Annotated in this window: 11 protein-coding genes; 2 read left to right on the top strand and 9 right to left on the bottom strand. The window is 72.2% G+C overall.

Annotated elements, in window-relative coordinates:
* Positions 1 to 37 precede the first annotated feature (37 nt).
* On the bottom strand, positions 38 to 712 hold the full coding sequence (locus tag BSL84_RS15895) for a response regulator transcription factor (RefSeq protein ID WP_030037481.1): 675 nt from the start codon (positions 710 to 712) through the stop codon (positions 38 to 40).
* Positions 713 to 735: 23 nt separating this feature from the next.
* Positions 736 to 1,938, bottom strand: a complete 1,203-nt coding sequence (locus BSL84_RS15890; protein ID WP_045324162.1) for a sensor histidine kinase — start codon at positions 1,936 to 1,938, stop codon at positions 736 to 738.
* A gap of 106 nt (positions 1,939 to 2,044) precedes the next feature.
* Between BSL84_RS15890 and BSL84_RS15885 the strand changes: the two genes are divergently transcribed.
* The gene (locus BSL84_RS15885; RefSeq protein WP_045324163.1) at positions 2,045 to 3,064 is read left to right on the top strand and encodes an SAM-dependent methyltransferase; all 1,020 of its coding nucleotides are present in this window, start codon (positions 2,045 to 2,047) and stop codon (positions 3,062 to 3,064) included.
* On the opposite strand, the gene BSL84_RS15880 is transcribed toward BSL84_RS15885, so the two are convergent.
* From BSL84_RS15880 to BSL84_RS15860, 5 genes are all read right to left on the bottom strand, one after another.
* Positions 3,061 to 4,131, bottom strand: a complete 1,071-nt coding sequence (locus tag BSL84_RS15880) for a C40 family peptidase (RefSeq protein WP_030028213.1) — start codon at positions 4,129 to 4,131, stop codon at positions 3,061 to 3,063. The genes BSL84_RS15885 and BSL84_RS15880 overlap by 4 nt on opposite strands.
* 28 nt (positions 4,132 to 4,159) lie before the next feature.
* Complete coding sequence (locus tag BSL84_RS15875; RefSeq protein ID WP_030028214.1) at positions 4,160 to 4,642, bottom strand: poly-gamma-glutamate biosynthesis protein PgsC/CapC; 483 nt, start codon at positions 4,640 to 4,642, stop codon at positions 4,160 to 4,162.
* A complete protein-coding gene (gene pgsB, locus BSL84_RS15870; protein WP_075970583.1) occupies positions 4,639 to 6,219 on the bottom strand; it encodes a poly-gamma-glutamate synthase PgsB in 1,581 nt (526 codons plus the stop codon). Before pgsB ends, BSL84_RS15875 begins: the two co-directional genes overlap by 4 nt.
* A 6-nt stretch (positions 6,220 to 6,225) precedes the next feature.
* On the bottom strand, positions 6,226 to 8,463 hold the full coding sequence (locus BSL84_RS15865) for a HAMP domain-containing protein (protein ID WP_075972113.1): 2,238 nt from the start codon (positions 8,461 to 8,463) through the stop codon (positions 6,226 to 6,228).
* 122 nt (positions 8,464 to 8,585) lie between these two features.
* A complete protein-coding gene (locus BSL84_RS15860; protein WP_234308590.1) occupies positions 8,586 to 9,833 on the bottom strand; it encodes a CapA family protein in 1,248 nt (415 codons plus the stop codon).
* 158 nt (positions 9,834 to 9,991) lie between these two features.
* Between BSL84_RS15860 and BSL84_RS15855 the strand changes: the two genes are divergently transcribed.
* Positions 9,992 to 10,921, top strand: coding sequence for a hypothetical protein (locus tag BSL84_RS15855; RefSeq protein WP_158880213.1), 930 nt, complete (start codon positions 9,992 to 9,994; stop codon positions 10,919 to 10,921).
* A gap of 308 nt (positions 10,922 to 11,229) precedes the next feature.
* On the opposite strand, the gene BSL84_RS15850 is transcribed toward BSL84_RS15855, so the two are convergent.
* Both BSL84_RS15850 and BSL84_RS15845 read right to left on the bottom strand, forming a co-directional pair.
* Positions 11,230 to 12,780 carry a M28 family metallopeptidase gene (locus BSL84_RS15850; RefSeq protein ID WP_075970582.1) on the bottom strand — a complete coding sequence of 517 codons (1,551 nt, stop codon included), beginning with the start codon at positions 12,778 to 12,780 and terminating at the stop codon, positions 11,230 to 11,232.
* A gap of 250 nt (positions 12,781 to 13,030) precedes the next feature.
* A complete protein-coding gene (locus BSL84_RS15845) occupies positions 13,031 to 14,155 on the bottom strand; it encodes a DUF5937 family protein (RefSeq protein ID WP_075970581.1) in 1,125 nt (374 codons plus the stop codon).
* Positions 14,156 to 14,250 lie beyond the last annotated feature (95 nt).

The raw sequence follows: 14,250 nt of genomic DNA, 5'->3' as shown, positions 1-14,250 counted from the left end.
ACCGGGAGGGCGGGGCGGTGAGGCGTGCGTGGGCCGGCTATCCGGCCCCGCCGCCCGCCCGTACCAGGCCCGTCTCGTACGCCAGGACCACCACCTGCACCCGGTCGCGCAGCCCCAGCTTGGTCAGGATGCGGCCCACATGGGTCTTCACCGTCGCCTCCGACAGCACCAGCCGCGCCGCGATCTCGCCGTTCGAGAGCCCCTGCGCCACCAGCAGCATGACCTCGCGCTCGCGCTCCGTCAGCCGCTCGATCTCCTTGTTCTCCGGCTCCTGCGTCGTCGTCGGCAGCATCGGCGCGAAGCGGTCCAGCAGGCGCCGCGTCGTCGACGGGGCCACCACCGCGTCACCGCTGTGCACCGAGCGGATGGCACCCAGCAGTTCGGCCGGCGGCACGTCCTTCAGCATGAAGCCGCTCGCCCCCGCCTTCAGGCCCGAGAAGGCGTACTCGTCCAGGTCGAAGGTGGTCAGGATGATCACCTTCGGGTGCTCCTCGGGCGCGCAGATCCGCCGCGTCGCCTCCACGCCGTCGAGCCTGGGCATGCGGACGTCCATCAGCACCACGTCCACCTTCGTGGCCCGCAGCACCTCCAGCGCCTCCAGGCCGTCACCCGCCTCGGCGACCACCTCCATGTCCGGCTGGGCGGCGAGCACCATCCGGAAGCCGGTGCGCAGCAGGACCTGGTCGTCGACCAGCATCACTCGGATGGACATCAGTTACCTCGTCCTCGTCCTTGTCACTTCTTCTTCAGGGGCAGCAGTGCGCTGATCCGGAAGCCGCCACCGGGCCGCGGCCCCGCGTCCAGGGTTCCGCCGACCATACCGATCCGCTCGCGCATGCCGATCAGCCCGTGTCCGGCACCGTCCGCGCCGCCGTCCTCGTACAGCTCGTGGGCCGCGCCCCGGCCGTCGTCCTCGACCAGCAGGCCGAGCCCGTCGTCGAAGTACACCAGCCGCACACTGGCCCTGGCGTCGGGGCCGCCGTGCTTGCGGGTGTTGGTCAGGGCCTCCTGCACGATCCGGTACGCCGTCAGCTCGACACCGCTGGGCAGCTGCCGCGGGGCGCCCTCGACCTCGAAGTCCACCGTGAGCCCGGCCGCCCGCACCTGTTCGACCAGGACCTCGATCTGCTCCACGTCGGGCTGCGGAACGTAGTCCTCGGACTCCTGAGGCTCGCCGGTGCGCAGCACGCCGAGCAGCCGGCGCATCTCGGCGAGGGCCTGCCGGCCCGTCCCGGAGATGGTCTGCAGCGCCTCCTTCGCCTGCTCGGGGGCCACGTCCATGACGTACGCGGCCCCGTCCGCCTGGACCACCATCACCGAGACGTTGTGCGCGACGACGTCGTGCAGCTCGCGGGCGATCCGGGCGCGCTCGGCGGCCACGGCCACCTTGGACTGGGCCTCGCGCTCCTTCTCCAGCCGCTGGTTGCGCTCGACCAGCTGGGCGTAGTAGGCCCGCCGGGTGCGCAGGGAGTCGCCCAGCACCCAGGCCAGGACGAAGGGGACGATCATGAAGACGGCGAAGAGGGCGTTGTCGACGTCGTTGCTGCCCTTGTCCACGCCGTGCCGCAGGAAGTAGAGCGGCGCGGCCGCCAGCCCCCAGCCAAGGGCGGTGCGCGAGACCCAGCGGGGGACCTCGCTCGCGGCCACCGTGTAGAGGATCACGAACATCGCGATGTCCCAGAAGCCGGCGATGATGCCGGCGCCCAGCTGGAGCAGGCCCGCCCCGAGGGTGAGCCAGAACATCCCCTGCGTCCACCTGCGGCGCAGGGCCAGGGCCGTGCTCAGCGCGAGGACGACGGGAACGGCGACGATCTTGAGGGGCCGGCTGATGTCGGGCTCGCCCACGACGTTCAGCATCGAGACCCCGAAGAAGAGCACAGCCCAGAAGCTGTCGACGCCCGTCGGGTGTCTGCGGAGGAAGTCGTAGAGGCGCTGCACGTAACCCAGCGTAGGGAACGGAGATAGGTGCTGGAGTCAACCACAGGTCCGAACCTGGCACCGGGGACATACTCCCCAAGGTGGAGGGTGAGCATAGCCTTCGGTGATGAGCACTCCTGGTGGACCCCCCGCCGCGATCCGGTGGCGCAACGCGATGGAAGCCGCGCTGTACGGGCCCGGCGGCTTCTACGTGCGCCCCGGCGGTCCCGGTCCGGCCGGCCACTTCCGTACCTCCGTGCACGCCTCCGCCCTGTACGCGGGGGCCGTGGCCCGGCTGCTGCTGTGGGTGGACGCCGAGCTAGGGCACCCGCGCGAGCTCGACCTCGTCGACGTGGGCGCCGGGCGGGCGGAGCTGCTGACCGGGGTACTCGCCGCGCTCGACGCGGAGACGGCCGCGCGGGTGCGCCCGTACGCCGTGGAGCGGGCGGAGCGGCCCGCGGGGCTGGACCCCCGGATCCGCTGGACGGCGCAGCCGCCGGAGGGCACGACCGGGCTGCTGTTCGCCAACGAATGGCTGGACAACGTCCCCCTGGACATCGCCGACGGCGGGCACTACGTCCTGGTCGCGCCGGACGGTACGGAGAGCCGCGGCGGCCCGCTGGAGGACGCGGACCGGGCCTGGCTGGAGCGGTGGTGGCCGGGCGGCGGCCGCGCGGAGATCGGCCGGACCCGCGACGAGGCGTGGGCGGCGGCCGCCGCGACCCTGGAACGGGGCCTGGCGGTGGCGGTGGACTACGCCCACACCCGGCAGGCCCGGCCCCCGTACGGCACCCTGACGGGATTCCGGGGCGGCCGGGAGGTCGCGCCGGTCCCGGACGGCTCGTGTGACGTGACCGCCCATGTGGCGCTGGACTCCTGCGCCGGGCCGGACGCGGTCCTGCTCACCCAGCGCGAGGCCCTGACCGCCCTCGGCGTCTCCGGGAACAGGCCCCCGCTGGCCCTGGCGTCCTCCGACCCGGCGGCCTACGTACGGGCGCTGGCCTCGGCCGGCGAGGCGGCGGAGCTGACCTCCCGGTCCGGCCTGGGCGCCTTCGGCTGGCTGGTGCAGCCGGTGGCGGTACGGGCCTGGCCGGACACCCCCCAGGGGGCCCCGCCACCCAGACGGGACTTCGACGACACCCCCTAGAGCCGTTTCGCGCTGCGCAGGGTCGTCGCGTAGTAGCCGTTGCCGTCGAGGCGCGAGGTGCCGCCCTTGTCGCCGATGGTCGGGCCGTTGGCCTCCTCCCGGCTGGAGATGAAGATCTTGTGGCCGTCGGTGTCCGTGCCCAGGTAGATGCCCGTGTGGTCGAGGCGGTCCCCGGTGCGCGCGTCGAGCTTGAAGAACAGCAGGTCGCCCGGCTGGACGACGTCGATGTTCACGGGCCGGTCCTGCCCGCCCACGCCCTTGAGGGGGAGGACGTCGGCGCCCAGGCCGGAGCGGGCCATGCCGTTCGCGGTCCGCGGCAGACCGGAGCCGGACTTGTCGCCGGACAGGAGCGGGTAGCGGGCGCGGTATCCGAAGACGGTGCGGACGAAGCCGGAGCAGTCCATCGACCGGTACCGCGCCGCCTGGGGCTGCTTCCTGGTGCCGTCGCGGAAGGTGTACGGCGTGCCGAGGTAGTCGTAGAAGTCCGACTGCTCCAGACGCAGGTCGTCGCCGGCCGAGCCGTTGGGGTTGAGCGGCCCGAAGGAGGCGTCACCCGCGTAGGAGGTGCCCTGGGCGTCCTTCTTCACCGGGGCCTGGTCGCCGTACTGGAAGGCCATCGCGAAGATGTCGTCCTCCTGGCTGCCGAAGTACTTCTTGAACCACTCCTTGAACCAGGCCTCGTTCTCCGCGCCCTGCTTCCACGGCTCCGGCATGAGGCGCACCCAGTTCTCGGTCACGACCCGTGTGGTGGTGTTGGCCGGTTCGGTGAAGGTGCGGCTGGGCCCGGTGAGCGTGGCCGTGCGGGCTCCGTCGGTGAAGGTGGCCAGCACCTGTCCGCTGCCGTCGCGGACCACCGACCGGTCGGGGCTGGAGAGGCGTTCCCACTTCTGGGCGCCCGCCTCGCCCGAGCCGGCCGTGACGTGTCCGTCGACGACCTGGACGGCGGGTGCCTTGGCCTGCTCCTGCGCGCGGAGCGTGTAGGTGAGGTAGCCGCTGCCCGCGAGCAGGGCGATCAGTGTGGCCGCGTGCAGTGCGGAACGGGTGCGGCTCTTCGGCTTGGCGGTCATGCGGGGGGCTCCGGGGCGGTTGGGGGGGCTAGGCGGCCGGCATGACGCCGAGCAGGATGCCGGCGGTCAGGACGACGTAGGTCATGAGCGTGGTGCTGCCGGTGGCGAGCAGGGTGGCCCCCTTCGGCTGGCGGACCAGCTGGTAGCCGATCAGGCCGGGCACGATGAAGCCGAGGGTCTGGTTGGCGTAGAGGAGGGGGAACTCCATCTGGAGCACGATCACCACGGTGGCCTGGAGCAGGACGCCGAGCAGCACGACGGCCGCGAACAGCCGCTTGCCGTAGAGGATCACGAAGCGCTGCACGACCAGCGTCAGCGCGTACGTCGCGACGGTCACGCCGACCACGAGGGCGGCTCGCTGAAGGTCCTCCAGGAGGGTCAGCGCGAGCCAGCCCGGGGTGATCATCCCGCCGGGGGAGAGGTTGGTCGTCAGGTAGCAGACGAGGGAGAACAGCAGACCCAGGGCTATGCCGATCGCGGCGATCTCGGGGGTGAGGACGGCGGGGATCAACGGGGTTCTCCTGGGGTGTGCCGTTGCCCCTGTGGGGGGCTCGGGTGGATCTGCGGCCGCGGCTGGTGTTGCTGCGGCCAGGCCGGTACGGGCGTGGCGGCGCGGATGCCGTGCGGGTCGGGAGCGGGGCCCTGCGGGTACGCGTCCCGCGGGTACGGGCTGTTCGGGTACGGGTCCTGCCCGCCCGGGGCCCGGTCGTACGGGTCCTGCCCGTACGGGCTCCGCGCCTGCGGGATCCGCGCGTCCGGGACCTGTGGGGACGGGCTCTGCCCGTGCGGGCGCTGCGTGTAGGGGTCCTGGCCGTACGCGGCCCCCGCGTACGGGGGGACGGGCCGGTCGGTCCGGGCCGCCGGGGCGGCGTCTGGCGTACGGTCTGCGTCATCGGAGTCGGACGTCTCGTCCGCCGGCAGCTCGGCGAGGTGCTCCAGCAGCACCTCGCCCTGCCCGTGGATGTTGCCGATGGCGACGAGCGAGGAGCTGGGGCCGAGGTGCCCCAGCAGCTCCCGCATGAACTCCTCGCCGTCGCGGTGGTCGCCGCCGAGGTCGACGGCGCGGTCGCGCCACTCCGCCGGGATCGCGTCGATGGCGCTCTTGGCGGGGTGGCCGATCACGAAGACCTTGTCCGGCCGCAGCTCGGGGATGATCGCACCCATCTGGCCGTTGCGCTCGACCCGGTCCGGCCGGCAGTTGATCACCACGCTCAGCGGGCGGTCCACCGCGCCGAGGTCCAGCAGCTGGTTGATGTTCATCAGCGTCGACTCGGGGTCGTTCGCCGCGAAGACGTTGGCGAACCGCAGCCGCTTCCCGCCAGGGGCCAGGTACCGCTCGACCGAGAGCACACCCGGGTCCGGCGGGGCCTCGTACATCCCGCGCAGGGCGGTCTCCCGGTCGACGCCGAGGAGTTCGGCGACCAGGAGCGCGATGGCGACGTTCTCCTTGAAGGTGAACCAGCTGAAGCCGCGCAGCTCCTCGTCGCTGACCGTGTCGGGGTCGGCGTACAGCAGCCGGCAGCCCCGGGCGTCGGCCTCCTCCTTCAGGACGTCGAAGCGCTCCTTCTCGGCGGTGACGCAGATCCCGCCGTACGGCATCGACCGGGACAGGGAGCGCGCGATGTCGTCGAGGGTCGGGCCCATCTCGGCGACGTGGTCCTCGCGGACGTTGCACAGGACGCCGATGGTCGACTGGATCAGCTTGGACTGGTTGATCTCCTGGAGTGCCGGCATGACCGCCATGCACTCCATGACGAGCGCGTCCGGACGGTAGGCGGAGGCGCGCCGCACGATGCCGATCTGCTCCACGACGTTGGCGATGCCGAACTTGCGGTAGACGGGCTCCTCGGTGGCGTCCGGGTGGATGAACCGGGCCGCGGTGCCGGTGGTCTTGGCGACCGTGGTCAGGCCGCCGCCGCGCAGCGCCCCCGCGCACAGCCGGGTGATGGAGCTCTTGCCGCGGATGCCGTTGACCAGCACCCGGTTCGGTATGCGGTGCAGGCTGGCGAAGTGCCGCCGCTGCTCCACGATGCCCGCGACGAGCATGATCGCGCAGCAGGCGAGCAGCACGCAGTAGAGGAAGAGCACGGGGGATCAGTTCCTTCCGGCCGGTACGGGCGTTCGCCCGCCGGCCTGCTTGCGCTGCTGCTGGAGCTGCTGGCGGATGATCTCCAGGCTCCGTGTCACGGCGCCCACCTCGTCGTGGTGGCGCGGGTACAGGACCGTGCGCCGGTCGCCGTCGGCGAGCGCCTCGGCGCGCCCGGCGAGTTCGCGCAGCGGGGTGACCACGATGATCCGGAGCCAGCCCAGGCAGGCCGCGCCGACCGCGAGGCCGAGCAGGCCGGCGAGCACGGTGCGGTTCTGCAGGCTGTACTCGTGGATGGCCAGGCCCTTGGCGGACTGCCAGCTGACCACGGTCCAGTCCAGGGGCTTGGCGGCGCCGCCGCCCACGAACGGCGCGGCTGCCGCGATGACGTGGTCGCCGCCGCTGCGGTACAGGACGCTGCCGGGGCGCGGGGCCATGCCGACCTTGAGGGCGGAGCCCGCGACCAGGGCGTCGAGTCGTTCGTCGCCGAGCTTCTGGAAGGCGCGGTAGCCGCTGTTGGAGGCGATGACCCGGTGCTCGGAGTCGACCACCCGGATCTCCCCCAGGCCCGGCCGCTTGAGCAGCGAGTTGAGGAAGTCGATGCGCAGCTCGCCCACGACCGCCGAGCCGCTCTGGCCCGGGAGCTGGGCGGTCGCGACGACGACCGGCTTCTTGCCGCCGTCGTGGAGCGCGATCGGCTCCTTGCGGGGGCCGTCGGCGCCGGTGGCCTGCGGTGTGCCTCCGGCCTGGGCGAGGACCGTGCCGGTGGCGTCGAGCACGTAGAGGGAGTCGTAGCGGACGTGCTCCCGGGCGGTGCGCTCCAGGACGGTGGTCATGTGCTGCGGGGTGGTGTCGTCGCCCATCAGCGAGGCGACGGACTGCAGGTCGGCCTGGCCCTCGTTGAGGGCGCGCCGGATGCGGTCGTTGAGGGTGTCGGTGCGCTCGCGCTGGTCGTTGACCAGCTGTTGCGGTACGACGACGTCCGCGCCGGCCCGGTTGACCAGCAGGCCCAGCGGCACGCACCAGGCCAGGAGCAGGACCGCGCACAGGGCGAGGAGGGTACGGGCGCCCGTACGGCGCTTCCGCTTGCCGGCGGGGGCGGGCGGCTGGGCGGTGTCCTGGTCCAGCAGCTGGGTGCGCAGCCGCTCCAGTGCGGTGCCGATCCGGGCCGCCTCGCTCCCGCGGGGGACGGACACCGGGCGGGTCAGGTCGCCGCGGGTAAGCCGCCGGCTCTCCAGGAACAGGGTGATCAGCGGCCGCTGCACGGTGGTGACGAGCAGGGCGACGACCAGGGCGCCGACGAGCAGCAGGGCGCCGGCCAGGGCCAGCCCGGCGACGGCGTCGGAGGTGCGGGCCGGGTTCTGCGCGACGTTGACCATGGCGACGACGGTCAGTTCCAGGCTGGTGGCGCTGGTGCCGACGCCCGGCTCGGGTCCGGCGAGGCGGGCGTAGCCGGCGGCGGCGCGTTCACCGCCCCATTCGCCTCCCGTGAGGCTGCCGCTGACGCCGGGGAAGCCGCCGGAGCCGGGCTCCTTCGTGGTCAGCGGGTTGGCTTTGGCCCGCTTGGCGGCGGTCCTGGCGAAGGAGCGCAGCTGCTTGGTGTCGCGTTTGACGTCGGCGCGCTGGAGGTCGGTGAGGACCATCTCGGGCTCGGGGATGCCGTCGTTGCTGAGCACCGTGCCGTCGGAGCCGACGACGGCGATGGCCCGGAAGTTGCCGAGGCTGATACCGGGGAAGCGCAGGCTGCTGGAGGCGACCAGCAACTGCTGGGGCTGGCCGTTCCACGACAGCAGGGAGAGGGTGAGCAGCCGGGTCTCGCCGTTGGACAGTTTGACCATGCGGGGGGCCAGGCCGCCCTCGTCGGCGAGCCGGGTGCGGTCGATCGCGGTCAGGGGCAGGTTCTCGCCGCGGGCGGCCAGCAGCCGGCCCGAGCCGATCTCGACGACGGCGGTGCCGCGCCACTTCTGGTAGACGCTGCCGATCTTGTCGAGCACGGCGTCCGGGGCCACCGGTTTCCCGGCGGAGAACAGGGCCGCTGCCCGGTCGAGGTCGGTGACGCTCTCGTCCAGCGAGGCGCGCAGCGCGATCGCGCCGTCCTCCGCGAAGTGCTGCTGGGAGGTGAGCACGGCGGCGGGCAGCCGGCCCTCGCGGACGTTGCCCAGGGTCACCGCGGTGAATCCCGCCAGGGCGAGCAGCAGTACCGCGAGCACGGTGATCGGCGGCCTGATGCCGCCGAGCAGCGACATGTCGGCCCTGCGGCCGGCTTTGTGCCGCCGCCGGCTGCGGGGTGCGGCCACGGCTGGTTGTCCTTCCTGGGACGGCTGGGGGAGCGGGGAGGCGGTGTCCTCGCGGGCTGCTGTACGCGGGGTCACCCGGGCAGCCCCCGCAGCGGGCGCAGCCCGTCCTTGCCGGCGCCGCGGTTGAGCATGGTGCCCTGGGTGCGTTCGAAGGCCAGTCGGTAGCGGGCGCGCTGTTCCGGCAGCAGGCCGCCGTCCTTGCCGAGGGCTTCCACGACGTCGACCAGGCGGTGGTCGCGCACCGGCTGGGTGTTCGCGCCGGGCAGCTCCGATCCCGGGGTGCTCTCGGGGTCGGGCGGGATGTCGGTGAAGGTGGGTACGAAGCGGGCCTGGACGTCCCACGTGCCGTTCTTCTCGCTGAACTCGAACCAGCCGATGGCGCCCTCCTCGGTCAGACCGCTGGGCACGTCGTGGCGGGCGAGCTGGTTGCCGAGCCCGTAGGCGACCCAGGTGCCGCCGACCTTCTCCATCGGCTGCACGACGTGGGCGTGGTGGCCTATGACCAGGTTGATCCCGGTCTTCTCGGCGATCCGGCGGGCCAGTTCCAGCTGCGGGTTGCTCGGGTTCGGCTGGTGTTCGCGGCCCCAGTGGATGGAGAGGATCACGACCTCGGCGCCGGCCGCGCGGGCCTTCTTCTCGGCCGCGGCGATGGCCTTGAAGCTGGTGAGGTTGGCCAGCCAGGGCTTGTCCTTGGGGACCTCGCGCCCGTTGAAGCCGAACGCGAAGGAGATCTGGCCGACCTTGACGCCCTTGACGTCCAGGATCAGCGGGGTGTCGCGCTCCTCCTGGCTGCGGGCGGACCCGGTGTGCTTCAGGCCCTCGCGGTCGAGTGTGTCCAGGGTGCGGAAGACGCCGTCCGGTCCGTGGTCGAGGGTGTGGTTCGACGCCGTCGAGCAGGTGTCGTACCCGGTGTTCTTGATCGTCTTGGCGATCTGCGGCGGGACGAGGAAGTCGGGGTAGGTCTGGAAGGGGCCGTTCGGCTTGCCCAGGACCGGCTCCATGTGACAGATGCCGAGGTCGGCCTTGCTGATGACCGGTTTGACCCCGGCCATGATCCGGTCGAAGTCGTAGCCGGTGTGCCCGGCGGCCTTGGCGTCCCGGGCCGCCTGGTCGGTCAGCTGCGGGTGGATGAGGATGTCGCCCGCGGCGGCGACGGTGAAGGAGCGGCCCGTACCCTTGGCGCCTGCGCCCGCCCCGTCGCCCGACGGCTCCTTCTCCTGCGGTATGCCGAGGAGGCCGCACCCCGCGAGCGCGAGGCTCAGCGGGAGGGCGAGGAGCACCGCGCGGGTCAGGGCGGGGGCCGGACGGGGAGGGGCGATTTTCACTCGGCTATTTTCAGCCAGTGAAAACTGTGAAATTCACACAGGGTGCGGCCATCGGCGTGATCATGTGCGGCGTGATCATGTCGCTGATGGCTTACGCCGCTTTTGGTCCCACCAATTCGGTCGAAAACGGAGCCTCTCCTTCCGCTTCCCCTGTGGCGGAGGACATAGATCTACTGAGCCGCGTCACCCGCTTTGCCGGGCAGTTCGGCGTGACCGGCGGTTATCGGCCGCCCACGCAGGCCGAGAAATCGATCGTCGTAGAGGGTGTTTCAGACCTTTTCGACGGGAATGTCGACGAGGCGCGCCGTCGGCTGGCCGAGGTCGACTACCGGCTCGACACCTTCACCGACACCGTCGGCGGACGCCGCTTCGCGGAGGTCTCCGACGCGGCGGGCCGGCCCGGATCCGCCAACCGGGGCTGGGGCCGCGTCTACGTCGACCTGGACGCCCCTCCCCGCTGGTCGGTCCAGGTCCCGCACCCGGTCGCCGACCAGGGGACCGAGCGGCTCGGGGCCAGGGTCCTACGCGGCGCCCCCGGCGGGGTCATGGTCATGGCGGGGGCCCACCGTACGGCGGGTGGGGCGGCGACCGCCTCAGGCACGGCCGACACGGGAGACGAGGAAAGCGCGGAAGACGAGGCGGACGGCGGGGGCGAGGCGGACGGCGGGGCCGAGGGGAAGCCGGCCGACATGGCGCACCGCACCGACTCGGTCTTCCACGCCGTGGTCGCCGAGCTCACCAGGCGCGGCCTGCCGGGCATCCAGCTGCACGGCTTCGCCGACGACTCCGTCCCCGGCAGCGACTCCGTCGTCTCCACCGGAGCGGGGAGCCGGGCGGTCGAGGACGCGGAACGGCTCGCCGACCGGCTGGCCGCCCGGGACGTCGAGGTGTGCCGGGCATGGACCGCCGCGTGCAGGCTGGCGGGCCGCACCAACGAGCAGGGCCGGCTCGCCGCCCGGCAGGGGACCCGCTTCCTGCACGTGGAACTGAGCCGGACCGCCCGCTCCGGCTCCCGCCGCCTGGACACCGCCGCCGAGGCGATCACGTACGTCACCACGAGGTGGTCGCGGAGCGCCCGCTAGGTCTGTATCGAGTTGCCCCGTGGAGCAAGGAGCGGCGTTCGGTGCGTGCGCCGAGGGTGCGTGCCGGGCGTCGCGACGCCGCGGGGCAACTCGATACAGGCCCTAAGGTCTGTCCCGCGATCCCTGGCGGATCGGCGCGCGTGTCGGATGCGGTGCCTCGCAAGGCGGAGGCTCGTCCGCGTACCGGTCGTACCCGGGCGATCCAGACAACGCGCCGAGGGGGCCGGGACCCCGTGTACGGGATCCCGGCCCCCTCGGCCGACGGTCTGTCTGCGGCTGCGCGGCTGTGCGCTGTGCCGGCTGTGCGACTACTGCGTGACCTCGTCGTGGCCCGTGTGGAGGCCGCCGCCACCGCCGCTGCCGCCCGGGGTCGGCTGCGACACGACCGGCTTCGACAGCGGGGCGAGGTCGTGGGCGTAGTGGCCGACCGCGTCCGCGATGACGTCGACGTTGATGTCGAGCGCCTTGTGGTCGATGTTGGTGATGTCGTCACCCTTGCCGTGGTAGTTCACGTCGTAGGCGACACCGGCCTGGCCGCCGAACTTCGCGGCCTCCTCGGGCGTCTTGATGCCCTCGGCGCCGGTGAAGGTACCGCCGGACGGGATGCCGACCTCGATGAACGGGCCGTAGTCCGAGCGGCCGGAGAAGTCCGTGCCCGCGTGCGGGATCTTCTTCGAGTCGAGGAAGTCGGTGATCCCCTTCTCCAGCTGGGCCGAGCCCTCCGGGCCGGGGCCCGCGCCGACGCCGTCGGAGTCGTCGCCGTCGTAGACGAAGTACGCGGCGTTCGGCGAGCCGATCATGTCGAAGTTCAGGTAGAGCCTGATCTGCTTCTTCTGCGCGTCCGTCAGGCCGGCGACGTACGCCTCGGAGCCGAGCAGGCCGAACTCCTCCGCCGACCACCAGGCGAACTTGACCTTGTTCTTGACCTTCTTCTGCTCGCTCGCGAGGCGCTGGGCGACCTGGAGGATGCCCGCCGAGCCGGAGCCGTTGTCGTTGATGCCCGGGCCGGCCGCGACCGAGTCGAGGTGCGCGCCGAGGAAGACGGTGTTGTCCTCGTCGCCGCCCTTGGTCTCGGCGATGACGTTGAAGGTCTTGCGGTTCTCGCGCAGCTCGCGGATGTCGAGGGTGACCTCGACCGGGCCGGCGGCCGCCTCGGCGGCGAGCTTCTCGCCGTCCTCCTGGCTGATGCCGCCCGTGGGGACCTTGCCCGCGGCGGGGTCCCCTATGGTGCCGTTGAGGGCGCCCGCGGTGTTGTTGTAGATCACCGCGCCGACCGCGCCGGCCGCGGCCGCGTTCTCCTGCTTGACCGCGAAGGTGCAGCCGCCGCGCTTGACCAGGGCGATCTTCCCGGTGAAGGCGCCGGCGGCGAAGTCGCCCGGCTCGCAGCCGTTGGTGCCGTCCGCGTCGACCGGGGCGACGGCGACGGGGGCCGTCACACCGCCCTCCGGGGAGTTCGCCGTGTAGGTCATCAGGTGGATCGGGACGTCGCGCCCGCTCGCACCGTTCACCGTCAGCTTCTCTTCGACGGTCTCGACGAAGACGAAGTCGAACTCGTTGCGGGTGACCTTGTAGCCGGCCGCCTTCATCACGGCCTCGACGTACTTGGCCGACTGCTCGTGGCCCTTCGAGCCGGCCGCCCGGTTGCCGTTGTTGTAGTCGGCGATCGACTGCAGGACCTTGAGGTGGTTGAAGGCTCCCTTGCCGGTCGCGTCCTTGACCAGTTTGCGGGCCAGCGCGTCGCCGCGGGCGGCGTCGCTCTGCGGGCTGGTGGCGCCGGCCGGTCCGGCGAGCAGCAGGGGCGAGACGAGGGCCGCGGCTGCCAGGGCGGCGGTTGCTGCGGCTATACGGCGTGAGGGCATGGAGGTCCTTCCACGACAAAGGCGAGCAGGGCAGGCGGAACTGGGCACGACGGGGCGGAGCAGGGCGCGGCGCGGCGGACGCGACGGGCCGAGCCCCTGGATGCGGTGCGCGGTACACGGGGGAACAGTGAGCGCACGTTAGACAGCAAGCGGCCATCATGGCCAGAGTTTTCGCTGATTTCGGTTTATGAATTCCGTATATCGGTGACTCTGGGCCGGTCAAATCCAGCCAATCGCACGTCCGTTGGTCCTAGCGGAGGATGCCCTCGATGAAGTCGGTGCCGATACGGGCGACGGCAGCCAGATCCAACTCGTGCTGGGCATAACGACCTTGCCTGCGTGTATGCATCAGACCGGCCCTTTTCAGGACGGCCAGATGCCGCGACACCTCCGGCGCGGTGATCCCGTGCACGTTCGCCAGCTCGCTGGTCGTGTACGGGGCCCGGGCCAGACTCCGGCACAGCATCATCCGCATCGGGTGCGCCAGTGCCTCCATCCGCCGCTGGAGCAGCTCCACCGAGCCCGGCCCGGGGGCCGGTGCGGGGGTGCCGAGCGGATAGTGGACCACCGGCCGCCAGTCCGGTGCGTGCAGCACCATCAGATGCGGCCGGCCGAAGTCGGTCGGCACGAAGACGAGGCCGCTGCCTATTCGCGGATCGGTGGCCGTCGTCGCCCCGTGGACCATCTTGTCGGCGGTGACGGTGGTGAGCCCCTCGTCGACGCTCAGGGCCGCCGACACGTCCTTCAGCGCGGCCGGCAGGCCCTTGCGGCGCAGCAGCTCGGACTTGTGCCGGGCGTCGGCGCTCTGCCCGGGCTCCAGGCGCTTCCACGTCTCGGCGAAGAACGCCTCGTCGCAGTCCTCCAGGAGCCGCCGCAGCCACACCCGTACGGCCGCCGGCTCGTCCAGCAGCCGCACGGAGAAGTCCAGCCGGCGCGGGCCGCGCGCGGCCGCCGCCTCCAGCGCCCGGGCCCGGGCCGCGGGGTCCTTCAGTGGCGAGGCCCCGCCGCCCTCGTTGTAGAGCGCCGGCCGGCAGTGCTCCAGGGCCGCCCCCACGAACCGCTCGTCGTCCAGCCGGTCCAGTACGTCCAGCTCCCCGGCCAGCGTCGGCGCGGGCCGCCCGCTCCCGCCGGGGATCCCGGCGAAGGGCATGAAGATGTCGGAGAAGGAGCTGCGCCACAGGAACTCGGCCTCCAGCAGCCGGTCCGCGAGACACGGATCGAGCGAGGCCGAGGTGGCGGTGGTCCAGGAGGCCAGCCGCGGATGGTGCCCCGGCTGCGAGAGCGCGTGCAGGGCCATGCAGAGCTCCGCGAGCGGGGAGGGCGCGAAGGTGATCCGCTCGCTGGGGAGCCCGGCGATGTCGATGGTGACGCTCATCGGGCCATTCTGTCCGTTCCCGCACGTCATGGACGTCCGCGCGGCCCTCCGGCCGCCGCCGTACGGGTGGCCGCGCGGGCCCCGGCCCGGCGGCC

Source organism: Streptomyces sp. TN58, assembly GCF_001941845.1.
Lineage (GTDB): Bacteria > Actinomycetota > Actinomycetes > Streptomycetales > Streptomycetaceae > Streptomyces.
The sequence above is the reverse complement of the archived record's forward strand: the minus strand, read 5'-3'. Positions and strand labels throughout refer to the sequence as shown.

What these genes read in the sequence shown, in the direction of transcription:
- BSL84_RS15895 (WP_030037481.1), bottom strand. Translation starts at nt 712, where the DNA reads ATGTCCATCCGAGTGATGCTGGTCGACGACCAGGTCCTGCTGCGCACC.
- BSL84_RS15845 (WP_075970581.1), bottom strand. Translation starts at nt 14,155, where the DNA reads ATGAGCGTCACCATCGACATCGCCGGGCTCCCCAGCGAGCGGATCACC.
- BSL84_RS15865 (WP_075972113.1), bottom strand. Translation starts at nt 8,463, where the DNA reads ATGTCGCTGCTCGGCGGCATCAGGCCGCCGATCACCGTGCTCGCGGTA.
- BSL84_RS15885 (WP_045324163.1), top strand. Translation starts at nt 2,045, where the DNA reads ATGAGCACTCCTGGTGGACCCCCCGCCGCGATCCGGTGGCGCAACGCG.
- BSL84_RS15880 (WP_030028213.1), bottom strand. Translation starts at nt 4,131, where the DNA reads ATGACCGCCAAGCCGAAGAGCCGCACCCGTTCCGCACTGCACGCGGCC.
- BSL84_RS15850 (WP_075970582.1), bottom strand. Translation starts at nt 12,780, where the DNA reads ATGCCCTCACGCCGTATAGCCGCAGCAACCGCCGCCCTGGCAGCCGCG.